The 23,075-nt window shown below is 67.9% G+C and carries 26 protein-coding genes and 1 pseudogene; 18 read left to right on the forward strand and 9 right to left on the reverse strand.

Going from position 1 to position 23,075, the window contains the following annotated elements:
* The first annotated feature begins 2 nt into the window (after nt 1-2).
* Genes OA56_RS04090 through argB form a run of 6 tightly spaced genes read left to right on the forward strand, consistent with a single transcriptional unit; the run spans nt 3 to nt 5,813 of the window.
* Nucleotides 3-1,214, forward strand: a complete 1,212-nt coding sequence (locus OA56_RS04090) for a type II secretion system F family protein (RefSeq protein WP_461583628.1) — start codon at nt 3-5, stop codon at nt 1,212-1,214.
* The gene (locus OA56_RS04095; RefSeq protein WP_141056377.1) at nt 1,211-2,074 is read left to right on the forward strand and encodes a prepilin peptidase; all 864 of its coding nucleotides are present in this window, start codon (nt 1,211-1,213) and stop codon (nt 2,072-2,074) included. Before OA56_RS04090 ends, OA56_RS04095 begins: the two co-directional genes overlap by 4 nt.
* Before the next feature lie 55 nt (nt 2,075-2,129).
* The gene (locus tag OA56_RS04100; RefSeq protein WP_055423806.1) at nt 2,130-2,408 is read left to right on the forward strand and encodes an FmdB family zinc ribbon protein; all 279 of its coding nucleotides are present in this window, start codon (nt 2,130-2,132) and stop codon (nt 2,406-2,408) included.
* Between the two features lie 30 nt (nt 2,409-2,438).
* Nucleotides 2,439-3,071 (forward strand): DUF502 domain-containing protein, encoded by a 633-nt coding sequence (locus tag OA56_RS04105; RefSeq protein WP_461583631.1) that lies wholly within the window; start codon nt 2,439-2,441, stop codon nt 3,069-3,071.
* A 32-nt stretch (nt 3,072-3,103) separates the two neighbouring features.
* Nucleotides 3,104-4,897 (forward strand): aspartate--tRNA ligase, encoded by a 1,794-nt coding sequence (gene aspS / locus OA56_RS04110; protein ID WP_461583633.1) that lies wholly within the window; start codon nt 3,104-3,106, stop codon nt 4,895-4,897.
* 25 nt (nt 4,898-4,922) lie between these two features.
* Nucleotides 4,923-5,813, forward strand: coding sequence for an acetylglutamate kinase (gene argB / locus OA56_RS04115; protein ID WP_461583635.1), 891 nt, complete (start codon nt 4,923-4,925; stop codon nt 5,811-5,813).
* Nucleotides 5,814-5,831: 18 nt separating this feature from the next.
* Here the strand turns inward: argB and OA56_RS04120 are convergent, their stop codons facing one another.
* Complete coding sequence (locus OA56_RS04120; RefSeq protein ID WP_055423802.1) at nt 5,832-6,086, reverse strand: acyl carrier protein; 255 nt, start codon at nt 6,084-6,086, stop codon at nt 5,832-5,834.
* A 74-nt stretch (nt 6,087-6,160) separates the two neighbouring features.
* Between OA56_RS04120 and OA56_RS04125 the strand changes: the two genes are divergently transcribed.
* From OA56_RS04125 to ribD, 6 genes are read left to right on the forward strand one after another with little or no spacing between them, the layout of a single operon-like run.
* The gene (locus OA56_RS04125) at nt 6,161-7,756 is read left to right on the forward strand and encodes an acyl-CoA ligase (AMP-forming), exosortase A system-associated (RefSeq protein WP_461583638.1); all 1,596 of its coding nucleotides are present in this window, start codon (nt 6,161-6,163) and stop codon (nt 7,754-7,756) included.
* Nucleotides 7,757-7,773: 17 nt separating this feature from the next.
* Nucleotides 7,774-8,982 (forward strand): pyridoxal-dependent decarboxylase, exosortase A system-associated, encoded by a 1,209-nt coding sequence (locus tag OA56_RS04130; RefSeq protein WP_461583639.1) that lies wholly within the window; start codon nt 7,774-7,776, stop codon nt 8,980-8,982.
* A complete protein-coding gene (locus OA56_RS04135) occupies nt 8,979-9,647 on the forward strand; it encodes a histidine phosphatase family protein (RefSeq protein WP_461583641.1) in 669 nt (222 codons plus the stop codon). Before OA56_RS04130 ends, OA56_RS04135 begins: the two co-directional genes overlap by 4 nt.
* A gap of 52 nt (nt 9,648-9,699) precedes the next feature.
* Nucleotides 9,700-10,950, forward strand: coding sequence for a serine hydroxymethyltransferase (gene glyA / locus OA56_RS04140; protein WP_461583643.1), 1,251 nt, complete (start codon nt 9,700-9,702; stop codon nt 10,948-10,950).
* Nucleotides 10,951-10,959: 9 nt separating this feature from the next.
* Nucleotides 10,960-11,472 (forward strand): transcriptional regulator NrdR, encoded by a 513-nt coding sequence (nrdR, locus tag OA56_RS04145; RefSeq protein ID WP_055423797.1) that lies wholly within the window; start codon nt 10,960-10,962, stop codon nt 11,470-11,472.
* Nucleotides 11,447-12,559 carry a bifunctional diaminohydroxyphosphoribosylaminopyrimidine deaminase/5-amino-6-(5-phosphoribosylamino)uracil reductase RibD gene (ribD, locus tag OA56_RS04150; protein WP_461583645.1) on the forward strand — a complete coding sequence of 371 codons (1,113 nt, stop codon included), beginning with the start codon at nt 11,447-11,449 and terminating at the stop codon, nt 12,557-12,559. Before nrdR ends, ribD begins: the two co-directional genes overlap by 26 nt.
* On the opposite strand, the gene OA56_RS04155 is transcribed toward ribD, so the two are convergent.
* From OA56_RS04155 to gpmA, 4 genes are read right to left on the reverse strand one after another with little or no spacing between them, the layout of a single operon-like run.
* Nucleotides 12,524-13,282: a HesA/MoeB/ThiF family protein gene (locus OA56_RS04155; protein WP_461583647.1), complete on the reverse strand. Its 759-nt coding sequence runs from the start codon at nt 13,280-13,282 to the stop codon at nt 12,524-12,526. The two genes, ribD and OA56_RS04155, sit on opposite strands and share 36 nt — an antisense overlap.
* A gap of 8 nt (nt 13,283-13,290) precedes the next feature.
* On the reverse strand, nt 13,291-14,721 hold the full coding sequence (locus OA56_RS04160) for a S41 family peptidase (RefSeq protein ID WP_141056382.1): 1,431 nt from the start codon (nt 14,719-14,721) through the stop codon (nt 13,291-13,293).
* Between the two features lie 21 nt (nt 14,722-14,742).
* Nucleotides 14,743-16,104 (reverse strand): murein hydrolase activator EnvC family protein, encoded by a 1,362-nt coding sequence (locus OA56_RS04165; RefSeq protein ID WP_055423793.1) that lies wholly within the window; start codon nt 16,102-16,104, stop codon nt 14,743-14,745.
* 25 nt (nt 16,105-16,129) lie between these two features.
* A complete protein-coding gene (gene gpmA / locus OA56_RS04170; RefSeq protein WP_055423792.1) occupies nt 16,130-16,879 on the reverse strand; it encodes a 2,3-diphosphoglycerate-dependent phosphoglycerate mutase in 750 nt (249 codons plus the stop codon).
* A 130-nt stretch (nt 16,880-17,009) separates the two neighbouring features.
* Here gpmA and OA56_RS04175 point away from each other — a divergent pair, with 130 nt between their 5' ends.
* Genes OA56_RS04175 through OA56_RS04195 form a run of 5 tightly spaced genes read left to right on the forward strand, consistent with a single transcriptional unit; the run spans nt 17,010 to nt 19,714 of the window.
* Nucleotides 17,010-17,441, forward strand: a complete 432-nt coding sequence (locus OA56_RS04175) for a rhodanese-like domain-containing protein (RefSeq protein WP_055423791.1) — start codon at nt 17,010-17,012, stop codon at nt 17,439-17,441.
* The gene (grxC, locus tag OA56_RS04180) at nt 17,438-17,719 is read left to right on the forward strand and encodes a glutaredoxin 3 (RefSeq protein ID WP_072247950.1); all 282 of its coding nucleotides are present in this window, start codon (nt 17,438-17,440) and stop codon (nt 17,717-17,719) included. The genes OA56_RS04175 and grxC overlap by 4 nt, the downstream gene beginning before the upstream one ends.
* A 21-nt stretch (nt 17,720-17,740) precedes the next feature.
* On the forward strand, nt 17,741-18,229 hold the full coding sequence (gene secB / locus OA56_RS04185) for a protein-export chaperone SecB (protein ID WP_055423789.1): 489 nt from the start codon (nt 17,741-17,743) through the stop codon (nt 18,227-18,229).
* A gap of 7 nt (nt 18,230-18,236) precedes the next feature.
* Nucleotides 18,237-18,713 (forward strand): SH3 domain-containing protein, encoded by a 477-nt coding sequence (locus OA56_RS04190; protein WP_055423788.1) that lies wholly within the window; start codon nt 18,237-18,239, stop codon nt 18,711-18,713.
* A complete protein-coding gene (locus tag OA56_RS04195; RefSeq protein ID WP_055423787.1) occupies nt 18,713-19,714 on the forward strand; it encodes an NAD(P)H-dependent glycerol-3-phosphate dehydrogenase in 1,002 nt (333 codons plus the stop codon). The genes OA56_RS04190 and OA56_RS04195 overlap by 1 nt, the downstream gene beginning before the upstream one ends.
* Before the next feature lie 9 nt (nt 19,715-19,723).
* Here the strand turns inward: OA56_RS04195 and OA56_RS04200 are convergent, their stop codons facing one another.
* The gene (locus OA56_RS04200; protein WP_055423786.1) at nt 19,724-20,188 is read right to left on the reverse strand and encodes a tRNA (cytidine(34)-2'-O)-methyltransferase; all 465 of its coding nucleotides are present in this window, start codon (nt 20,186-20,188) and stop codon (nt 19,724-19,726) included.
* Nucleotides 20,189-20,193: 5 nt separating this feature from the next.
* Nucleotides 20,194-20,922: a ComF family protein gene (locus tag OA56_RS04205; RefSeq protein WP_055423785.1), complete on the reverse strand. Its 729-nt coding sequence runs from the start codon at nt 20,920-20,922 to the stop codon at nt 20,194-20,196.
* Between the two features lie 15 nt (nt 20,923-20,937).
* Between OA56_RS04205 and OA56_RS04210 the strand changes: the two genes are divergently transcribed.
* Nucleotides 20,938-21,810: a methyltransferase domain-containing protein gene (locus tag OA56_RS04210; RefSeq protein ID WP_461583653.1), complete on the forward strand. Its 873-nt coding sequence runs from the start codon at nt 20,938-20,940 to the stop codon at nt 21,808-21,810.
* Between the two features lie 12 nt (nt 21,811-21,822).
* On the opposite strand, the gene hemB is transcribed toward OA56_RS04210, so the two are convergent.
* Nucleotides 21,823-22,836, reverse strand: coding sequence for a porphobilinogen synthase (gene hemB / locus OA56_RS04215; RefSeq protein ID WP_055423850.1), 1,014 nt, complete (start codon nt 22,834-22,836; stop codon nt 21,823-21,825).
* A 13-nt stretch (nt 22,837-22,849) separates the two neighbouring features.
* Nucleotides 22,850-23,075, reverse strand: a pseudogene (locus OA56_RS04220) (hypothetical protein); the annotation flags it as partial.

Below are 23,075 nucleotides of genomic sequence, written 5' to 3' on the forward strand. Positions count from 1 at the left end.
CCATGGCAACTACGACCGCCAAACCCAAAGAGCTGCTGTTCAGCTGGGAGGGTAAAGATGCCCAGAACAAACCGGCCCGCGGGGAGATCCGCGCCCCGAGCGAAGCCTCGGCCCGCACGGCGCTGCGCCGCCAAGGAGTGGTCGTCACCAAGATCACGAAAATCAAGCAACGGCGCGGTCGCGTCGGCGAGAAGGATCTGGTCCTCTTCACCCGGCAGCTCTCCACCATGATGAAGGCGGGCGTGCCGCTGCTGCAATCCTTCGACATCGCCATCAAGGGCTCGACCAACCCGGCCTTGACGCGGCTATTGAATCTCATCCGCGAAGACATCGCCGCCGGTTCGAGCCTCGCGGCCGCCTTCGCCAAGTACCCCATGTATTTCGACCGCCTCTTCGTCTCGCTGGTGGCCGCCGGCGAACAGGCCGGTATCCTCGACGATCTGCTCGAACGCCTGGCCTCCTATCAGGAAAAGATCCTGGCAATCAAAGGCAAGATCAAATCGGCCCTCTTCTATCCCACGGCCGTCGTGGTGGTGGCGATGCTCGTCATCGCGGTGATGATGATTTTCGTCATCCCCCAGTTCAAGGACATCTTCACCAGCTTCGGTGCCGATCTTCCCGCCCCGACACAGATCGTCATCGACCTATCGGAGTTCTTCGTCGCCAATTGGTATTACATGCTGGTGGCGGTGATCCTGCTCGTGGTCGGTTTCGGGATGCTGCACCGACGATCTCCCGCCTTCCGTGCCCTGATCGACCGCATGATCCTGCGCATCCCCGTGATCGGGGACATCATCCGCAAGGCCACCATCGCACGCTGGACGCGGACGCTGGCCACCATGTTCGCCGCGGGCGTGCCGCTCAACGAAGCGCTCGTGTCGGTGGGCGATGCCGCCGGCAACATCGTCTATCGCGAGGCCACCGAAAAGATCACCCAGGCGGTCACCTCGGGCATCTCGCTCACCGTGGCCATGACCGACAGCGGGGTCTTCCCGGCGATGGTCACGCAGATGGTCTCCATCGGCGAGGAATCGGGCCAGCTCGACGCCATGCTCAGCAAGGTGGCCGAATATTACGAGCGGGAGGTCGACGAGGCGGTCGCTTCGCTCTCCCAGCTGCTCGAACCGATCATCATGGTCTTTCTCGGCGTCGTCATCGGCGGCATCGTCGTGGCCATGTATCTGCCCATCTTCAAGATGGCCCAGACCATATGAGCGCCGTGGCCGGGCTGCCGCTCGGCGTGCAGCTCCTCGCGGCGCTGCTCGTCGGTGCGATGGTGGGCAGTTTCCTCAACGTGGTGATCCACCGCCTGCCGCGCATGCTGGAGCGCGACTGGCAGGCGCAGGCGCGCGAGCTCCTGGGCCTGCCAGTCGAGGCGCAGCCGCGTTACGACCTCGCACGACCGGCTTCGCACTGCCCGCACTGCGGGCACGCCATCTCCGCCTGGGAGAACGTTCCGCTCGTGAGCTGGATCGTGCTGCGCGGGCGCTGCCGCCACTGCCGCGCCCCCATCGGCTGGCGCTATCCGCTGGTGGAGCTCCTCGGGGCGCTCGCGGCGGCGGCCGCCGTCTGGTGTTTCGGCCCAACCTGGCAGGCGCTCGCTGCCGCCGGTTTTCTCTGGTGCGCGATCGCGCTCGCCTTCATCGATCTCGACACGCGGCTGCTGCCCGATGCGCTCACGCTGCCCTTGCTGTGGGCGGGGCTGCTGGTCAATCTGCACGGCACATTCGTTCCCTTGCCCGATGCCGTACTGGGGGCGGTGGCCGGTTATCTGGTCCTGTGGAGCATCTATTGGCTCTTCAAACTCCTCACCGGCAAGGAAGGCATGGGCTACGGCGACTTCAAGCTGCTCGCCGCCATCGGCGCCTGGCTCGGCTGGACGGCGCTTCCCCTCGTGCTGCTGCTCTCCTCGCTTGCCGGCGCCGTGATCGGGGTCTCGCTCAAGGCACTGGGGCGTCTGAAGGAAGGAGAGCCTCTGCCTTTCGGCCCTTTTCTCGCCGCCGGCGGCGTCATCGCCTTGCTTGGGGGACGCGAGATCTTGCACTGGTGGCTCGGCGCCCCCATTTTGCGGTAGACTTCCTCGTTTGTCTGCATCGGTTCCACGTCGTTCCAACCAAGGAGACTCGGCGATGCCCATCTATGAATACCGCTGCGCCGATTGCGGCGCCCAACACGAGCACCTGCAGAAACTCAGCGATGCGCCAATCACCCGCTGCCCCGATTGCGGCAGCACTCACTACGCCAAACTCGTCTCCGCCGCCGGCTTCCAGCTGAAAGGCAGCGGCTGGTACGCCACCGACTTCAAGGGAGGCGGCTCATCGAGCACATCCTCCTCCAGCGAAGGTGGCGAAAAAACCGCCGCCACGGCCGGAGGGGGCTGCTGCGGCGGCGCCTGCGGCTGCCACTGAGCCTGACGGGCGAAAGGAACGAGGACGACGATGCGCCGCTACTTCGTGACGGGTCTGCTCGTCTGGCTGCCCATCGTCGTCACCTTCGCCGTCCTCGCCTGGATCGTCGGCACGCTCGATACCCTCATCGACTGGCTGCCCGAGCGTTGGCGACCCGAGACGCTGCTGGGCTACCGCATCCCGGGGCTCGGCGTCGTGGCCGCGGTAAGTCTGGTCTTCGCCACTGGCATCGTCGCTGCCAACGTGCTCGGGCAGCGCCTCATCGAGCTGTGGGAGGCGCTCATCCGGCGCATCCCCATCGTCAAGAGCCTCTATTCGAGCGTCAAGCAAGTTTCGGAAACGCTCTTCTCCGAAGGTGGCCAGGCCTTTCGCACCGCCGTGCTCGTCGAATATCCCCGCCGCGGGGCCTGGACGGTGGCCTTCGTCACCGGAGAGCCTCCGGCAGCGGTGGTCGGCGGCACCGGCGTCGCCGAACCCATGATCGCCGTCTATGTACCGACCACCCCCAACCCCACTTCTGGTTTCCTTCTCTTGGTGCCCGAGAGCGAGGTCATCCCGCTCGAGCTCGGCATCGACGAAGCGCTCAAGTACGTGATCTCTCTGGGCACCATCACGCCGACGGCGATGCCGCCCTCGGCTCATTCCCCCGACGCGGGGACATGACCATTTCACCCTTCGAACGAAACGGATCGTCCATGCGCACCCACTACTGCGGACAAATCAATACCGAACACCTCGATCAGACCGTCACCCTCTGCGGCTGGGTCCATCGCCGACGCGATCACGGCGGCGTCATCTTCCTCGACCTGCGCGACCGCGAAGGGCTGGTGCAGATCGTCTGCGATCCCGACTCCCCCGAGACGTTCCGCACCGCCGAATCCCTGCGCAACGAATACGTCGTGCGTGTCACCGGCACGGTGCGCCGCCGTCCCGCCGGCACCGAGAACCCGAATCTGCCCACCGGCGAGATCGAGGTGCTGTGCCGCGAGCTGGAAGTGCTCAACGCCGCCGCGCCCCTGCCTTTTCAGCTCGACGAGACCAACCTTTCGGAGACGGTGCGCCTGACGCACCGCGTCATCGACCTGCGTCGCCCGGCGATGCAGGCAAACCTCCTGCTGCGCTACCGCACCGCGCGCGCCTTCCGTCGTTTCCTCGACGCGCACGGTTTCGTCGACATCGAAACGCCCATGCTCACGCGCAGCACCCCCGAGGGGGCGCGTGACTACCTCGTGCCTTCGCGCGTGCATCCGGGCCACTTCTACGCCCTGCCGCAATCGCCCCAGCTCTTCAAACAGATGCTCATGGTCTCGGGGTTCGACCGCTACTACCAGATCACCAAGTGCTTCCGCGACGAAGACCTGCGCGCCGACCGTCAGCCCGAATTCACCCAGGTCGATATCGAGACTTCCTTCATGACGGAAGCGCAGATCACGGCACTCGCCGAAGCCATGATCCGCGAGGTCTTCGCCGAGGCGCTCGGCGTGCGGCTGCCCGATCCCTTCCCGCGCCTGAGCTATGCCGAGGCGATGGCGCGTTTCGGTTCGGACAAACCCGACCTGCGCGTGACGCTGGAGCTCACCGACGTCACCGACGCCGTGCGCGACGTCGCTTTCAAGGTCTTCTCCGGCCCGGCCAATTCCGGCGGTCTGGTGATGGCGCTGCGCATCCCCGGCGGGGCGCAGCTCACCCGAGGCGAGATCGACGAGTACACCAAATTCGTCGGCATCTACGGTGCCAAGGGGCTTGCCTACATCAAGGTAAACGACGCGAGTCGCCCCGACGAAACCGGCTTGCAATCCCCCATCGTCAAGAACCTGCACGAACAGGCCCTGCGCGCCATCCTCGAGCGCACCGGCGCGCAAAGCGGCGATCTCATCTTTTTCGGCGCCGACAAGCCCAAAGTGGTCTACGATGCGCTGGGGGCGCTGCGCACCAAGATCGGGCACGAGAAAGGCTTCCTCACGGGGGCCGACTGGGCGCCGGTGTGGATCACCGATTTTCCCATGTTCGAATACGACGAGGAAGAAAAGCGCTGGACGGCGCTACACCACCCCTTCACCTCACCCAAGGACGAAGACCTCGAGCGACTGGAATCCGACCCGGGCAGCGTGCGCGCCAAGGCCTACGACCTGGCGCTCAACGGCTGGGAGATCGGCGGCGGTTCGGTGCGCATCCACCGCGAGGAGGTGCAGCGACGCGTCTTTGCCGTGCTCGGCATCGGCGAGGAGGAGGCGCGCGCCAAGTTCGGCTTCCTGCTCGACGCGCTCAAGTACGGCGCTCCGCCCCACGGCGGCCTCGCCTTCGGGCTCGATCGGATCGTGGCGATGATGGCGCGCGCCGAATCGATCCGCGACGTGATCGCCTTCCCGAAAACGCAGCGCGCCCAGTGCCTGCTCACCCATGCCCCCAGCCCGGTCGATGAGAAACAGCTGCGCGAGCTGCACATCCGGCTGCGCATCGAACCGGAAAAATCGGCCAAGAACGCCTGATTCCGCCAAACCCAAGGACGACGCGATGACCCGAGAACCGCTCACCGCCGCGCAGAAAGCCGACGTGCTCGCCGAGGCGCTGCCCTACATCCGCCAGTTCTTCGACAAGACGCTCGTCATCAAGTACGGTGGCAACGCCATGACCGACGAGCGCCTCAAAGACAGCTTCGCGCGCGACGTGGTGCTCTTGAAGCTCGTCGGCATGAACCCGGTGGTGGTGCACGGCGGCGGGCCGCAGATCGAGCGCCTGCTCGAACGCATCGGCAAGAAAGGGGAATTCATCCAGGGGATGCGAGTCACCGACGCCGAGACCATGGACGTGGTCGAGATGGTGCTCGGCGGCCAGGTGAACAAGGAGATCGTCAACCTCATCAACCGGCACGGCGGCAAGGCGGTCGGTCTCACCGGCAAGGACGCCGGCGGCTTCATCCGCGCCCGCCGCATGCGCCTGCGCCAGCGCGACGACGGCGAAGCGCTCATCGACATCGGCCAGGTGGGCGAGGTGAGCCATATCGACCCTTCGATCATCCAGTTCCTCGATCGCGGCGACTTCATCCCCGTGATCGCCCCGATCGGCGTCGATGAGGAAGGGCAGACCTACAACATCAACGCCGACCTGGTGGCGGGCAAACTCGCCGAGGTGCTGCGCGCCGAAAAGCTCATCCTCATGACCAACACGCCCGGCGTGCTCGACAAGAACGGCAATCTCCTCACGGGGCTCACGCCACGCGAAATCGACGAATTGGTGGCCGACGGCACGCTCTCGGGCGGGATGCTGCCCAAGATCGCCTCCGCGCTGGAAGCGGCCAGGAACGGCGTGCGCTCGGTGCACATCATCGACGGGCGCGTCGAGCACGCGCTGCTCGTCGAGATCCTCACCGACCATGGGGTCGGCACGATGATCCGGGCCGAGTAGGCGGAGGATGACGGCGGCTCAGCCGCCGAGCTTCTCCGCCACGAAGTCGGCGAGCGTGCCGAGCGTGGCGAAGGTGGTGCCGTCGATCTCCTCGTCGCCTATGATGAACCCGAAACGCTCTTCGAGGAGATGGATCACGGCGAGCACGCCCATGGAATCGAGCTCGGGAATGGCTCCCAAAAGAGCGCTGTCGCGGCCGAGTTCGACCAGACGCTGCGGTGGCAATTCGAGCGCCTCGCCCAAGATTTCGAGGATCCTCGTTTCGATGTCCAACCTCGTTCCCCTTCATTCCGGCAACGCCGCCCACGGGCGGCGAAACGATCATTATAAAGGGAGGTCGCTCCGCCATGCATCCACCGTTCCTGCTGTGGCATCTGCCGCGCTACCACGCTGAACGGCGCCCTGATGCCCGGGCGCTCACCTCTGGCGGCGAGCACCTCACCTACGCCCGGCTCGCGCGGGAGATCGAACGCTGCGCCGCGGCGCTGCAGGCGCTGGGCATCCGCCGCGGCGATCGCGTCGCGGTCTGGCTCGACAAACGGCCCGAGACGGTCATCGCCTGTTTCGGCGCAGCCGCCGCCGGCGCCATCTTCGTGCCGATCAACCCCCTCCTCAAGGCCGAGCAGGTGCACTACCTGCTGCGCGACAGCGGCGCGCGCTGCCTCGTCTCCGCCCCCACGCGCCTGCGCACCCTGCTGCCCTGGCCCGAAGGCGTGGCGCCGGGGGTGCTCGCCGTGGATGAACCGGGCCAGGGCGTACCGCCCGATGCCCATTCCTGGCGCGAATGCCTGGCGCAGGCCGGTGCCTTCGCCGCGCCGCCCGCCACCGAGAACGACGTCGCCGCCATCCTCTACACTTCCGGCAGCACGGGGCGCCCCAAGGGCGTGGTGCTGTCGCACCGCAACCTCGTCGCCGGCGCCCAATCGGTGGCGAGCTATCTGGAAAATTCCCCCGAAGACGTGCTGCTCGCGGCGCTGCCGCTCTCGTTCGACGCGGGCTTTTCCCAGCTCACCACGGCCTTCTGCGCCGGAGCGCGGGTGGTGCTGCTCAACTACCTGCTGCCCGTCGACGTGCTGCGCACCATGGAGCGCGAGCGCGTCACCGGGCTCACCGCCGTGCCGCCGCTGTGGGTGGCGCTCGCCGAGCTCGACTGGCCGGCTCCTGTCGCCGCCCACCTGCGCTATTTCGCCAATACCGGCGGAAAACTGCCGCGACGCGTGCTCGAGCGCCTGCGCGCCCTCGCGCCCCAAGCCAAACCCTATCTGATGTACGGCCTCACCGAGGCCTTCCGCGCCACCTACCTGCCGCCGGAAGAAATCGACCGCCGACCCGACTCGATCGGCCGCGCCATTCCCAACGCCGAAGTGTTCGTACTGCGCGAGGACGGCACCCCCTGCGCCCCGCGCGAAGTGGGTGAGATCGTGCAGCGCGGTCCCCTGGTGGCGCAGGGCTACTGGAACGACCCCGAGCGCACCGCCGAACGGTTCCGGCCGCTACCCCCTGCCGTCGATCCGCGTCCGTCGCCAGTGCCGGCGCGCGAGTGGGCGGTCTACTCCGGCGACTACGGCTGGCTCGACGAAGAAGGGTATCTATATTTCGCAGGGCGGCGCGACGAGATGATCAAGACCTCCGGCTATCGCGTCAGCCCCACCGAGATCGAAGAAGCGCTCATCGCCTCCGGGCTCGTGCGCGAGTGCTGCGCCTGCGGGCTGGAAGACGAGCGGCTCGGCCAGATCATCGCCGTGGCGCTGCAGCCGGCGGTCGAACCCTTCGACCTGGAAGCCCTGCGCCGCCATTGCCGCCAGCACCTGCCGCCCTACCAGATGCCGCAGGTCTTCCTCCTGTCCGATCAGCCCCTGCCGCGCAACCCCAACGGCAAGCTCGACCGGCCGGCGATCCGCGAACGGCTCGCCCGCTACGCCAAGACCCAGACGCAAGTATGATCCCGGAACACGCACCGATGCGCGAATTTCCCGTCGATGCGCGCGGTGAGCTCACCGTGGGCGGACTGCCGCTCACCCGGCTCGCCGAGCGCGTCGGCCGCACGCCTTTCTACGCCTACGACCGAAGCCGGATAGGTGCGCGCGTGGCCCGCGTACGCGAGGCGATCGGCCCCGAAGTGCGCCTGCACTACGCCATCAAGGCCAACCCCTTCCCGCCGCTCGTGGCGCTGCTCGCGCGCGAGACCGACGGTTTCGACGTGGCCTCCGGCGGCGAGATGGCGCTTGCCCTCGACTGCGGCATGGCCCCCGAGCGCATCGCCTTTGCCGGTCCCGGAAAGCGCGACGAAGAGCTGCGCCAGGCGCTGGCCGCGGAGATCACGATCACGCTCGAATCCGAGCGCGAACTGCCGCGCGTGCTCGCCCACGCCGAGTCGCTCGGCATCGCACCGCACCTCGCGCTGCGCCTCAACCCCGATTTCGAGCTCAAGCGCGCCGGCATGAAGATGGGCGGCGGGGCCAAACCCTTCGGCATCGACCTCGAGCGCGCTCCCGCCCTGCTCGAATCCCTCCAGGCTGCCGGCCTCGCCCTCGAGGGGCTGCACCTCTACGCCGGCTCGCAGAGCCTCGATGCCGAAACGCTCGTGGCCGTGCAGCGCGCTTCCTTCGATCGCCTCGTGCGCCTTGCCGAACGGCTCCCTGCGCCGCCGCGCTGGCTCAACCTCGGCGGCGGGTTCGGCATCCCCTATTTTCCCGGCGAGCAGCCGCTCGCGCTCGAACCGGTGGGCGAGAACCTGCGCGCGCTCGCCGCCGAGCTGCACCGTCTCCTGCCCGCAACCGAGCTCGTCATCGAACTGGGGCGCTACCTCGTAGGCGAGGCAGGCCTCTACGTCTGCCGCGTGCTCGACAAGAAACGCTCGCGCGACACCACCTTCCTCGTGGTCGACGGCGGCCTGCACCAGCATCTGGCCGCGAGCGGCAACTTCGGCCAGGTGATCCGCAAGAACTACCCCGTGGCGATCGGCAACAAGATGCACCTGCCGGCGAGCGAACGGGTCACCGTGGTCGGGCCGCTGTGCACCCCACTCGACATCCTCGCCCAAGAGGTGCTGCTGCCGCCGGCCGAACCGGGCGATCTCTTCGTGGTCTATCAATCCGGTGCCTACGGCGCGAGCGCGAGCCCGCGCGCCTTCCTCTCCCATCCCGACGTGACCGAAACCCTCGTATGAAACGAACACTTCCCTTTCCGTTGCCCGATGGCGACGACGCGCTCTTTTGCTTGGTGCGCCATGGCGAAACCGACTGGAACCGCGACAAGCGCATCCAGGGGCATCTCGACGTGCCGCTCAACGACACCGGCCGCCGCCAGGCGCTGGCGGTGCGCCGTGCCCTCTCCGGCATCTCCTTCGCCGCCCACTATGCGAGCGACCTCGCGCGCACGCTCGAGACCGCCCGCCTCATCCTCGGCGAAGACGCGCCCCTTCAGCCGCATCCGGGCCTGCGCGAGCGGCACTGCGGCCACTTCCAGGGCCTTCTGCCCGAAGAAGCCGAACGGCTCGATCCCCAAGGCTACGCCCGCTACGCGAGCCGTGATCCCCACTACCGACCGCTCGGCGGTGAAGCGCTTCTCGAAACCTTCACCCGCATCGGCCGCACGCTCGACGAACTCGCCCACGCCCATCGCGGTGAAGCCGTGCTCCTCGTCACCCACGGCGGCGTGCTCGACGCCGTGCGCCGCCACGTCGAGGGGCTGCCGCTCGAGCGCAAGCGCGACTTCCCCATCCCCAACTGCGGCCTGTCGTGGGTGCGCTGGGGGCAGCAGCGCGCCATCCTCGCCTGGGCCGAGACCTCGCACCTCGAAGCCCCGGCGCGCGACGAGATCGCCGCGATGTGACCCCGCGCCCCGTGCTAGAATTTCCCGTTTCCGAACCCCGACGGAGTCCCCCATGTTCCGCAAAGCCGATGGCCTCGCCCAGGTCGACCCGGAGCTCTTCGCCGCGATCGAAGCCGAAAACCGCCGGCAGGAAGAGCACATCGAACTCATCGCCTCCGAGAACTACGTCTCCTACGCTGTCATGCAGGCGCAGGGTTCGCAGCTCACCAACAAGTACGCGGAAGGCTATCCCGGCAAGCGCTACTACGGCGGCTGCGAACACGTCGACGTCATCGAGCGCCTGGCCATAGAGCGGCTGAAGAAACTCTTCGGCGCGGAAGCCGCCAACGTGCAGCCCCACTCCGGCTCGCAGGCGAACCAGGCGGTGCTCATGGCCTTCGCCAAGCCCGGCGACACCATCATGGGCATGAGCCTGGCGGAGGGCGGACACCTCACGCACGGCATGCCGCTCAACCTCTCCGGCAAATGGTTCAACGTCGTCGCCTACGGGCTCAACGAGCGCGAGGAGATCGACTACGACCGCATGGAGCGGCTGGCGCACGAGCACAAACCCAAGGTCATCGTCGCCGGCGCCTCGGCCTATTCGCTGCGCATCGACTGGGAGCGTTTCGCCAAGGTTGCCCGCGATGTGGGGGCGATCTTCTGGGTCGACATGGCCCACTACGCCGGCCTCATCGCCGCCGGTTTCTACCCCAACCCCGTGCCGCACGCCGATGTCGTCACTTCCACCACCCACAAAACCCTGCGTGGGCCGCGTGGCGGCGTCATCCTCATGAAGGCCGAGCACGAAAAGGCGATCAACTCCGCCATCTTTCCCGGCCTGCAGGGCGGTCCCCTCGTGCACGTCATCGCTGCCAAGGCCGTGGCCTTCAAGGAGGCCATGAGTCCCGAGTTCAAGCGCTATCAGGAACAGGTCGTGCTCAACGCCCAGGTGATGGCGCGCGTGCTCGGCAACGAGCGGGGCCTGCGCATCGTCTCCGGCCGCACCGAATCGCACCTCTTCCTCGTCGACCTGCGTCCCAAGGGCGTCACGGGCAAGGACGCCGAAGCGGCGCTGGGGCGGGCCCACATCACGGTCAACAAGAACGCCATTCCCAACGACCCGGAAAAACCCATGGTCACCTCGGGCATCCGCATCGGCACCCCGGCCATGACCACCCGCGGCTTTGGCGAACTCGAAGCCGAACAGGTCGCGCACCTCATCGCCGACGTGCTCGATGCGCCGAGCGACGAAACCGTGCTCGCCCGCGTGCGGGAACGAGTGGCCGAGCTCTGCCGTCGTTTCCCCGTCTACGAGCATTGATTCCTCGCGATGAAATGCCCTTTCTGTGGTGACGCGGACACGCAGGTGCTCGATACGCGCGAAGGCGACGACGGCAGCGTCGTGCGTCGCCGCCGCCGCTGCGCCAACTGCCAGCGCCGTTTCACCACCTACGAACGGGTCGATCTCAAGCCCCCGGTCGTCGTCAAGCGCGACGGCTCGCGCGAGGACTTCGACCGGGAAAAGCTCACCGCCAGTTTGCGGCTGGCCTTGCGCAAGCGCCCCGTGCCCGCCGAGACGATCGAACGCACCATCGAGCGCATCGAAGCGGAGCTCCTCTCGAGCGGCGCGAGCGAAGTCCCCAGTACCATGATCGGCGAGATGGTGATGGACGCCTTGAAGCGCCTCGACAAAGTCGCCTACGTGCGTTTCGCCTCGGTCTACCTCAATTTCGAGGACGTGGGCAAGTTCGCCGAACTCATCCGCGACGTGCAGGCAAGCGCCCGGCGCAAGCGCAGCGAGAAGCACACCGACGACGATGCCGCCGACCTCGCCCGCTCCTGACGATTCCCACTGGATGCGCCGGGCGTTGCGGCTCGCGCGCAAGGGGCTGGAGACCACCACGCCCAATCCGCGCGTCGGCTGCGTCATCGTCTCCTCCGACGGACGGCTGCTCGGCGAAGGGTGGCACGAGCGCGCCGGCGAACCGCATGCCGAAATCCACGCCCTGCGCCAGGCGGGAGCGGCCGCGCGCGGCGCCACCTGTTACGTGACGCTCGAACCCTGCAGCCATCACGGCCGCACTCCGCCCTGCGCCGACGCGCTCATCGCCGCCGGCGTGGCCCGCGTCGTCGTCGCCCTGCAGGATCCCAACCCGCGCGTGGCCGGCAAGGGAATCGAACGCCTGCGCCAGGCGGGCATTGCCATCGACGTCGGGCTGTGCGCCGAAGCATCCGCCGAGCTCAACCGGGGGTTTCTCACCCGCATGACCCAGGGCCGGCCCTGGTTCCGTCTGAAGACCGCCGCCACGCTCGACGGACGCACCGCGCTCGCCGACGGGCGCAGCCGCTGGATCACGGGCGAAGCCGCCCGACGCGACGTGCACCGCTGGCGCGCCCGCTCCTGCCTCGTGCTCACCACCATCGCCACCGTGCTCGCCGACGATCCCGAGCTCACGGTGCGCCACGTCCCCTGCCGACGCGCTCCGCGCCGCGCCGTGCTCGACAGCACCTTGCGCCTGCCCGAATCCGCCCGTCTGCTGCACGGCGAGCCGGTGTGGATCTTCACGGTACGGGAAGAAGCGGAAAAACGCGCCCGCCTCGAAGCCCGGGGGCATCGCGTCATCCGCTTGCCGGCCGACGCCGCTGGGCACATCGATCTCGCGGCGCTCGCCCGTTGGCTAGGGGCAAACGAAATCAACGAAGTCCTGATCGAAGCCGGCGCCACGGCGAACGCCGCCTTCCTCACCGCGGGGCTCGTCGATGAATGGCTGCACTACGCCGCCCCTTGCGTGCTCGGGAATCAGGCGCGCGCCCTCTTCGCCCTGCCCGAACCGGGCACACTCGAAGAAGCACCGCGCTTTCGCGTGGAAGAGACGAAACGCCTGGGCGAAGACCTACGCCTGCGCCTGCGCCCCACAGACCGGACATGAGGGGTCGCGCGCCACGTTCAAGCTGCGCCACTGCATCGTCAAGGCATCGAAGAGCACCAGCCTGCCGGAAAGCGCCGCCCCCAGTCCCGCGAACCACTTGATCGCCTCGGCGGCGAGCGCCGTGCCGATGAGGCCGGTGAGCGACGCGAACACGCCCATCACGGCGCAGCGCAGCTCCTCGTCCTCGGCCTCTTCGGGAAAAAGGCAGCGGTAGCACGGCCCGCCGCGCCCCGCCCGGTCGAACACGGCGATCTGCCCCGAGAAACGGATCGCCGAGCCGGAAAATAGCGGTTTTCCGGCCGCCACGCAGGCGCGGTTGACGGCGTGGCGCGTGGGGAAGTTGTCGCTGCAATCGAGCACCAGGTCGACCTCCGCCACCGCCTGTGCCAAGCGCTCACCCTCGAGCCGCGTCTGCAGCGGCACCACCTCGACCAGCGGGTTGACGCGGGCAAGCGCCGTCTGTGCCGCCAGCACCTTGGGCTGACCAAGGGTGCTTTCGTCGTAGAGCGTCTGGCGCTGCAGGTTGGTAGCATCGACCACGTCATCGTCGGCGAGAAACAGCCGGCCGATACCGGCCGAGGCGAGATACCACGCCGCCGGGCAGCCCAAGCCACCCGCCCCGACGATCAGCACCTTGCCCTGTGCGATGCGCTCCTGCCCTTCGATGCCGATCTCGGGCAGGAGCAGGTGGCGGCTGTAGCGCAGCAGCGCCGCATCGTCCATCGGACGGGTCAGCGTTTCGCCGCTTTCGGAGCCTGACCGAGGGCAGAGGTCTCGGCCGGCGGCGCAGGCGGAGCCACCCCTTCGCGCAGCCACTTCAAGGCTGCCTGATATTGCCGGTCTTCGGCCGAACCGTACTCGAATTTCGGCGGCATGTCGGGCTCTTCGGCCGGCGCCTCCTCCTTGTCCTCACCGGTCGCCGTCTCGCCGGACCCCGCCCGTTTGACACCTTTGCCGTCGAGTTCGAGGTGCTGCTGCAAGTCGGCCTCGCGCAGGAAGCGCGCCGCCCCTTTCTCGGTTTCTTCGACGACGAAGTCCGGTTCGATCCCCTTGGCTTGAATGGAGCGGCCGCTGGGCGTGTAGTAGAGCGCCGTGGTGAGCTTGAGCGCCGCGCCGTTGTTGAGCGGCAGGATGGTCTGCACCGAGCCCTTGCCGAACGAGCGCGTTCCCATGATCTTGGCCCGGCCATGATCCTGCAAGGCACCCGCCACGATCTCGGAAGCCGACGCGGATCCGCCATTGACCAGCACCACCATCGGCACGGAGCGGTACTCCGGCGGCAGGTCGGCGAGATAGTCGCGCTCGCGGGGTCCGCGCAGATAATCGGACGGGCGCACACGGTATTCACGCTGCGAGTCCGGCAGGCGGCCGGAGGTTTTCACCACCAGGGCGTCGTCGGGCAGGAAGGCGCCGGACACGCCGATCGCCGCATTGAGCAGGCCGCCCGGATCGTTGCGCAGGTCGAGGATCACGCCCTGCAGCGCCCCATCCTGGCGCAGCTTGCGCAGATGATCGACGAGCATGGGACCGGTGTTTTCCTGGAACTGCGTCACGCGCACGTAAGCGATGCCCTCGTCGCGCTTGCTCTTGACGCTGCGCACGGTGATCACCTCGCGCGTGAGCGTGAGCACGATGGGCTTGTCGACCTCCTTGCGCACGATGGTGAGTTTCACCTTGGTGCCGGGTTTACCGCGCATGCGCTTGACCGCATCGCGCAGGCTCATGCCCTTGACCGGCGTCTCGTCGATTTTCACGATCAGATCGCCCGCCTTGATGCCGGCACGAAAGGCCGGGGTATCCTCGATCGGCGAGACGACCTTGACGAAACCGTCTTCCATGCCGACCTCGATGCCCAGGCCGCCGAATTCTCCCTGGGTGCCGACCTGCAGCTCCTGATATTCTTCGGGGTCGAGATAGGCCGAATGCGGATCGAGGCCGCTCACCATGCCGCGAATGGCTTCGGTGATGAGCTTTTGATCCTCCACCGGCTCGACGTAGCCCTTCTTGACTGCGTCGTAGACCTCGGCGAACGCCCGCAGATCCTCGAGCGGCAAGGCGGGCGAGGCGTTGCGCTCGGCCCAGGCCGACAGATTGAGCGTGAGCAGGACGCCGCCCACCACCGCGACCACCAACAAGGAAACCCGACTGATCCAGCGCCGCATTCGCATCACCCCGAGATTGTGTCAGCCGCCGATCCATCGCAGGGGATCGAGCGGCTCGCCATTGTGCCTAATTTCAAAGTATAACCCCGAGCGGCCCATGTTGCCGCTCGTCCCTGTGGTGGCGATCGTCTCTCCGGCCCGCACCCGCTGCTGCGGCTCGCGCAACAGGGAGTCCGCATTGGCATAGACGGTGAGATAGCCGCCCCCGTGATCGAGGATGATCAGATTACCATAACCGCGCAGCCAGTCGGCGTAGGCGACCACGCCGTCGGCCACCGCCCGTACCGGCTGTCCCGCCCCGGCGGCGATGAACACCCCGCGCCACGTCCCTCCTTCGGGGCGGGACGCACCGAAGCGCCCCTGAAGATTGCCCTGCACCGGCCAGCCCAGACGGCCGTGCAGCCCGGAAAGGGGGGTTCCGGCGGCCGATGCATCGGCGAGGCGCCGCGCCGGGCGGGAAGGAGCCTCGTCTTCCGGGGGCTTCGGCGATGGCGGCGATGCCGAAGATTCAGCCGGAGACGCACTGCTCGCCTCGCGCTTGGCCTGTAGCGCCGCGCGCCGCGCCGCTTCGCGCCGCTCACGCTCGCGTCTTGCTTCTTCCTCCCGCCGCAGGCGCTCCTGCCGCGCCTCTTCCTCGCGTCGTGCCCGTTCCTGGGCTTCCAGCCGACGCACCAGCTGCGTGAGCGCCGCGGCATCCGCCTCGATCTCGCGCTTGCGATCTTTCGCCGCCTGGAGCTGTTGCGCCAACTCCTCGCGCAGCTGCCGCCGCTGTTGTGCCAGGGCCTGCCAACGGTCCGCTTCCTGCGCCGCCTCTTCCCTCACCTGCACCAGACGCTCCTGACGGCGCTTGAGCTCCGTGCGCAGCGCTGCCGCGCGGGACTGCTGCTCGCGCAAGGCGGCGATGCGCCGGGCCCGATCGGCGGCGAGAAGCTCCAGATAGTGCGCCCGTCGCCCTGCCTCGGCCGGATCTTCGCTGGAGAAAATCGGATCGAGCGGTCGCTGGCGGCGGTAATACTCCCGCGCCCACGCGGCCACCTCTTCTTGATGCCGGGCGATCGAGCGTTCCAGCTCCGCCAGCGTCGCCTCGTTCTCGGCGATACGCGCCGACAGGGCCTCTTCTTCCGCGCGCAGCCGCTCCAGCTTGCGTGCCGAGGCGTTGGCCGCCCGTTCGGCCTCCTGCAGCTTCGCCTCGGTCTCCCGACGGCGCGACTCGGTCTGGCGCACTTCACGGTCGATGCGCTGCATCTCGCGCTGCAGGTTCTGCAGCTCGGAGCGTTTCTCCCCGAGCCCCTCTCCCTGCGGCGCCCCGGCCGGATGGGCGGGCACGACGGCCGCGGCCAGCAGAATGAACCCTACTGAAACGGCCAGTCTGCGCCCGATCATCGGTGCGCCGTCCGATGCATTCGGTTCACTTTTTCGCGCGCCCTTGCGCCGCCACGGCCGCCTGCTGCGCCTTGATCGTCTCCTCGTCGGCGAGGTAATAGCTCTTGAGCGGCCGGCAGCTCTCGTCCAGCTCATAGACGAGCGGCTGGGCGGTGGGAATGTTGAGCCCGACGATGTCCTGATCCGACACCTCGTCGAGGTATTTGATGAGCGCACGCAGGCTGTTGCCATGCGCCGCGATGAGGATACGCTCCCCGGCGAGAATGCGCGGCACGATCACCGTCTGCCAGTAAGGAACGAAGCGCGCCACCGTATCCTTGAGGCATTCGGTGCGGGGAAACTCGGCCTTGGGCAGATCCCAGTAGCGCGGATCGTCGGCGGTGATGCGCGGATCACCCTCGGGCAACGGCGGCGGAGGAACATCGTAAGAGCGGCGCCACAGCAGCACCTGCTCGTCGCCGTATTTGGCCGCCGTCTCGGCCTTGTCCAGCCCCTGCAGCGCGCCGTAGTGGCGCTCGTTGAGGCGCCAGGAATGCTCCACCGGAAGCCACAGCTGATCGAGCTCTTCGAGCACGAGGTTGAGCGTCTTGTTCGCCCGTTTCAGCACCGAGGTAAACGCCCGATCGAAGGAAAACCCCCGCTCGCGCAGCAGCCGCCCGGCCGCGCGCGCCTCTTCGACGCCTTTCTCCGTGAGATCGACGTCGGTCCAGCCGGTGAAGCGGTTCTCCTTGTTCCAGGTGGATTCGCCATGACGCAACAGCACGATCTTGTACATGATCATCCTCTGATATGATTGGACACCTCGATCGGCGCTCGGGCGACGGCAGCTGCACACCACGATCGAGCCGAGCATTTTATCGCAGCCGCCGCACGTGCGCCGTTCCATCCCGTCGCGAAAGGAGGCAATGTTGCAGGAATTTCTCGTGCAAAACTGGCACTGGGCCTTGCTCGCCGTGGCAAGCGGCCTGTGGTGGATCGTCGAGACGGTGCGCAGTGCCACCGACGACAGCCGCGTCACGCCGACCCAGGCCGTCGTCATGGTCAACCGCGAAGATGCCGTCTTCGTCGACATCCGCAGCGAAGCCGACTACCGTAAGGCGCACCTGCCCAACGCCCTCCACGTCCCCGCCGAGCGCCTCCTGGAAGACCATCGCATCGAGCAGATGCGCTCGCGCCATCTCATTCTCTACTGTGACAGCGGCGCGCGTTCGGCCACCGCCTGCAAGAAGCTGCGCGCCGCGGGTTTCCCCCACGCCTACACGCTCGCCGGCGGCATCGATGCCTGGCGCAAGGCCAATCTGCCGCTCGAGAGCGAATCCTCGAGGAAGAAGAAATGAGCCCATCCCCCAAAGTGCGCATGTACGCCACCCAGGTCTGCCCCTACTGCGTCCGGGCCGAACAACTCCTGCGGCGCAAGGGCGTGACCGAGATCGAAAAGATCCTGATCGACCGCGACCCGGCGCAACGAGACGAAATGATGCGCCTCACCGGTCGGCGCACCGTGCCGCAGATCTTCATCGGCGAGACCCACGTCGGCGGCTGCGACGATCTCTACGAGCTCGAACGCCAGGGCAAGCTCGACGCACTGTTGCAAGGCGCATCCTCTTCCCATTGATCCTTCTTACGGAACCCTGCCATGAGCGACACCAACGGTACGCAAACCTCCGACCAGCCGATCTTCAGCGTGGAAAAACTCTACGTGCGCGACCTCTCGATCGAGGTCCCCAACGCGCCGCAATGCTTTCTCGAGCGCGAGACGCCCAACATCGACGTCCAACTGGCCACCGCTGCCACGCGCCTCGACGAGGGCTTCTTCGACGTCACGCTCACCGTGACCGTCACCGCCAAGATCGGCCAGGACAAAACGCTCTTTCTCATCGAAGCGGCGCAGGCCGGCATCTTCCAGATCCGCAACGTGCCGGAAGAGAACCTCGAACCGCTGCTCTTCGTCGCCTGCCCCAATCTGCTCTACCCCTATGCGCGCGAGGCCATCACCTCCTCGTCGCTGCGCGCCGGATTCCAGCCGGTGATCCTCGCGCCGGTCAATTTCGAAGCGCTCTACGCGCAGCAGAAGCGCCAAGCCGAACTCGCCCAGAGCGGCGAGGGCGAAGCGCGCCTGCAGTGAGCCCGGGATGAAACGGCGGGGCGGGGGGCTTCTCGGCACAGGACCCAGCCGGGCGTTTGCCTGGCTGGCCGCCGCGTTGATCTTCGTGGCGCCCGTCCCCACCCATGCCGAAGGGGCGACGTATCGTCACGTCACCGCCCTCACGCCGGCCTATCTCGCACCCGGCGAGCCGGTACCCGTTTTTTCGCTGCTGCCCGGCACGCCGGTGGAATGGATCCAGAACCGGGGAGAATGGGCGCAGATCCGGGACGCCGAAGGCGGGTTGTACTGGGTGCCTGCCGCCAATCTCGACGATCTGCGCACGGTGATCGTCATCGTCGACCGTGCCGAAATCCGCTCGGCACCCGATCCCGCAGCGGCCATCGTCTGCGAGGTCGAGCGCAACGTCGTCCTGGCGCTGCTGGGTACGAGCGACGGCTGGGCCGAAGTCGCCGCCGGCCCGCTGCGAGGCTTCATCCCTCGCAGCGCCGTCTGGGGGCTGTGATGCAGCTCGCCGTGCTCGGTGCCGGAGCCTGGGGCACGGCGCTCGCCATCGCCATGGCGCGCCGCCACCGCGTACGCCTGTGGTGCCGCGATCCAGCGCAGGCCCAGCAGATCACGCACGAACGCTGCAATCGCCGCTATCTGCCGGAAGTTCCGCTGCCCGAGGACGTCGCCGTCACGGCGGATTTCCCCGAGGCGCTCGCCGGGGCGGACCTCGCCCTGATCGTCACGCCGCTCGCGGGGCTCGGAGCCACCGTCGCGGCGCTCGCGCGCGAGCGCCCCAACCTCCCTTTTCTGTGGGCCTGCAAGGGGATCGACCCCGAGCGCCTGGCGCTGCCGCACCGCATCGTCACCGAAGCATGGCCCGAGACCTTGCTGCCGCCCCGGGCAGGCGTGCTCACCGGCCCCAGCTTCGCCCTGGAAGTGGCACGCAACCTCCCCACCGCCCTGGTGCTCGCCGCCGCCGACGCCCACTGGGCCAAGCACTGGGTCGAACAGCTGCACCAGCCCCGGCTGCGCCTCTACGCCCACGACGACGTGGTCGGCGCCGAGGTGGGCGGAGCGCTCAAGAACGTCATCGCCATCGCCGCAGGCGTGGCCGACGGCCTGGGCTGCGGGCTCAACGCCCGCGCCGCCCTGATCACCCGGGGGCTAGCCGAGATCGCGCGGCTTGCCCGGGCGCTCGGCGGGCGCGACGAGACCCTCATGGGACTGGCAGGGATGGGCGATCTCATCCTCACCACGACTGGACAGCTCTCGCGCAACCGCCGCGTGGGGCTCATGCGCGCCACGGGCAAGCCGCTGGCCGAGATCCTCACCGAACTGGGGCACGTCGCCGAGGGCGTGCCCACCACCCGCGCGGCGGTGGCGCTCGCCCGGCGCCACGGCATCGAAATGCCCATCGCCGAAGCCGTCCATCGCCTGCTCTTCGAGCCGGATCTCGCCGCCGAGGCGGTGGTGGAGGCGCTGCTCGCGCGCGACCCGAAGTTCGAGCGCCCCTGAGCGCCCGTTTCATCCCCCGCCGGCAAACCCCTGCTGCCGCCAGGCCTCGTAGACGACGAGCGCGACCGCGTTCGACAGGTTGAGGCTGCGGTTACCCGGCAGCATGGGAATGCGCAACCGCGAAGCCTCGGCGAATCCTTCCGCCACCTCGGACGGCACGCCGCGCGTCTCGGAGCCGAAGACGAAGACGTCTCCCGCTGCGAACGCCACGTCCGCGTAGGGGCGCACGCCTTTGCTCGTCAGCAGGAAACGGCGCCGCGTACCCAGCCAGGCGCGGCACGCCGCCCAATCCTCGTGCACCATCACCTGGGCAAGATCGTGATAATCGAGCCCCGCGCGGCGCAGTCCCTTGTCTTCGAGCACGAATCCCAGCGGCCGCACCAGATGCAGCCGCGCCCCGGTGTTGGCCGCCAGCCGGATCACGTTGCCGGTGTTGGGCGCAATCTCCGGCTGGAAAAGGACGATCTCGAACATTCCCGTCACCCCGTCAGACGAACGGGCGAAGCCGCCCGCGCCAGCACGATTCCCTGGACCGCAGCCGCTCCGGATTCCAGCAAGACCTCCGCCAACGCGTTCAACGTCGCCCCGGTGGTGAGCACGTCGTCAACCACGCCCACCCGGCGCCCGGCAATCGCCCGCGCCCGCTCCACGGCGAAAGCGCCGCGCAGGTTCTCGCGCCGCGCCGAAGCATGCAGACGGGCCTGGTGCGGCGTCTCGCGCCGGCGCTGCACCGCGTCGAGTAGAACCGGCAGGCGCCACGCCGCGCCCAAATCACGGGTGAGCACCGCCGCCTGGTTGAATCCCCGCGAGCGCTGGCGCCGGGGCGCGAGCGGTACCGGCAGCAGGACGTCGATCGCCAGCGGCGGAAGCATCGTCTGCGCCATCGCCAGCGCGAGCGCCCGGCCCAGACGCAGGTCGGCACCGTACTTGAAGCGGTGGATGAGCGCATCGAGCGGCGGCTCATACCAGAATCCCGCCGAAACGGCTTCGAAGCGCGGCGGTTTCAGCGCGCATTGGGCGCAGATTCCTTCGCATTCTGCGGGCGTGAGACGATCGCCGCAGCGCCGGCACGCCTCTTCCTGCCGCCACGGCAGAAATTCGCCACGGCAGGACGCGCACAGACCCCGCACCGTCGCCCCCAGGCCACACAGGCCGCAACGCGAGGGCAGGAAAAAATCGACGAGCGGCGTAAAATCCGGCAGATTCATTTCCCCTCCGACGACATGCCCGACACCTCCACCGCCTTCGGCCCCGACCTCGACCCCGCCCTGATCCGCCGCCGCGCCGAGCGCACGGCCGCGGCCTACCCTTCCAATCGTTTCCTTGCCGAGGAAACGGCCCAGCGCCTGTTCGAGCGCCTCGACTACCTGCGCATCGCGCCGCGGCGCCTGCTCGACGTGGGCGGCGGGCACGACCTGCCGGCGCTACGCGCGCGCTATCCCCAAGCCGAGGCCATCGCCGTCGACTTCGCCCCGGCGCGGCTCGCGCACCTCGCCCCCCCATCCTCCTGGCTTGCCCGGCTCGTCCGCCGCGACCCGGCAAAGACCCTCGTAGCCGATGCCCACGCCCTGCCGCTGGCCACGGGCAGCGTCGACTTCCTCTGGTCCAACCTGCTGCTGCATTGGCTCTCCGAACCGCTCCTCGCTCTCAAAGAATGGCAGCGCGTGCTCGCCGTGGGCGGCACCGTGTTCTTCTCCACCGTTGGCCCCGACACGCTGCGCGAGCTGCGCGAAGCGCTCGGCCCCACCGCGGTGCATTCCTTTCTCGACATGCACGACGTAGGTGACCTGCTCGTGGCCGCGGGTTTCGCCGATCCAGTGATGGACATGCAGATGCTCAGCCTGCGCTACCGCGACCCGGCGCGCCTGTGGCAGGATCTGCGCGCGGCCGGAGCGACCAACGCGCGCCGCGACCGCCGCCACACCCTCACCGGCAAGGAGCGATGGCAGCGGGCGCTCGCGGCGCTGGAAGCGCGGCGCGAGGCCGACGGCACGATTCCCATCACCGTCGAGCTCGTCTTCGGACACGCCTGGAAGGAAGCGCCCAAGACGCTACCCGACGGGCGCGCGGTGATTCGCCTGCACCGCCGCCCCTGAGCGACGCCCGCCTCAGCGCCGCGCGAGCAGCCGCGCCGCCTCGAGCGCGAAATAGGTGAGGATGGCATCGGCCCCGGCGCGCTTGAAGGCAAGCAGCGACTCCATCATCGCCGCCTGCTCGTCGAGCCAGCCGTGGCCGAAAGCGGCCTTGAGCATGGCGTACTCGCCGCTCACCTGATAGGCGAGCGTCGGCACGCCAAAGGTCTCCTTGACCCGCCGGATCACGTCGAGATACGGCATGCCCGGCTTGACCATCACCGCATCGGCCCCCTCGTCGAGATCGAGCGCCACCTCGCGCAGCGCCTCGTCGCTGTTGGCCGGATCCATCTGGTAGGTCGCCTTGCTGCCCTTGCCGAGATTGGCCGCCGAGCCCACGGCATCGCGAAACGGCCCGTAGAAGGCCGAAGCGTATTTCGCCGAATAGGCGAGGATGCGCACGTGGATGAGCCCCTGCTCGTCGAGCGCGCGGCGAATCTCGCCGATGCGCCCGTCCATCATGTCGGAGGGCGCCACCATGTCGGCGCCGGCGTGCGCGTGACACAACGCCTGACGCACGAGGGCGGCCACCGTCTCGTCGTTCATCACGTAGCCGCGCGGATCGTCCGGCGCGATCAACCCATCCTGCCCGTGGCTCGTGTAGGGGTCGAGCGCCACGTCGGTGATCACACCGAGCTGAGGAAAGCGCTGTTTCAGCGCCCGCACCGCCCGCGGCACCAGACCCGCCGGATTCCACGCCTCCTCCGCACCCGGAGTTTTGAGGCTCGGCGGAATCACGGGAAAGAGGGCAAGCGCCGGAATACCCAGCCCGACCGCCTCTTCGGCAAGCGAGAGCAAGCGGTCGATCGACAGGCGCTTCACCCCCGGCATGGAAGGCACCGCCTCCTCGCGGTTTTCGCCATCGAGCACGAACACCGGCAGGATCAGATCGTCTGCCGTGAGCACGTGCTCGCGCATCAAGCGCCGGGAAAACTCGTCGCGCCGCATGCGACGCATCCGCGTCGTGGGAAACCTACCGAAAAACTGCATCATTCGCTCCTTGTCAGCGTTTTCCCAGATCAGAAAGATTTTCTGCGAACACTTCTTCCAGCCGCTGCGCATCGAGCACGCGGTCGAGCCAGGTGTCGATCTCGTCAGCGTTTGCCATGCGCAAACGTGCCTGCACCCATTCGGGCCAGATCCCGCGGGCGCTGCTGGCGCTTGAGCCAGATGGGCGGCGACCACGCTCTTCGGGCAGAAACCCCTCGACGAGGTGGCGCACCACCTTG

It is taken from the genome of Tepidiphilus sp. HLB4 (genome assembly GCF_054823945.1).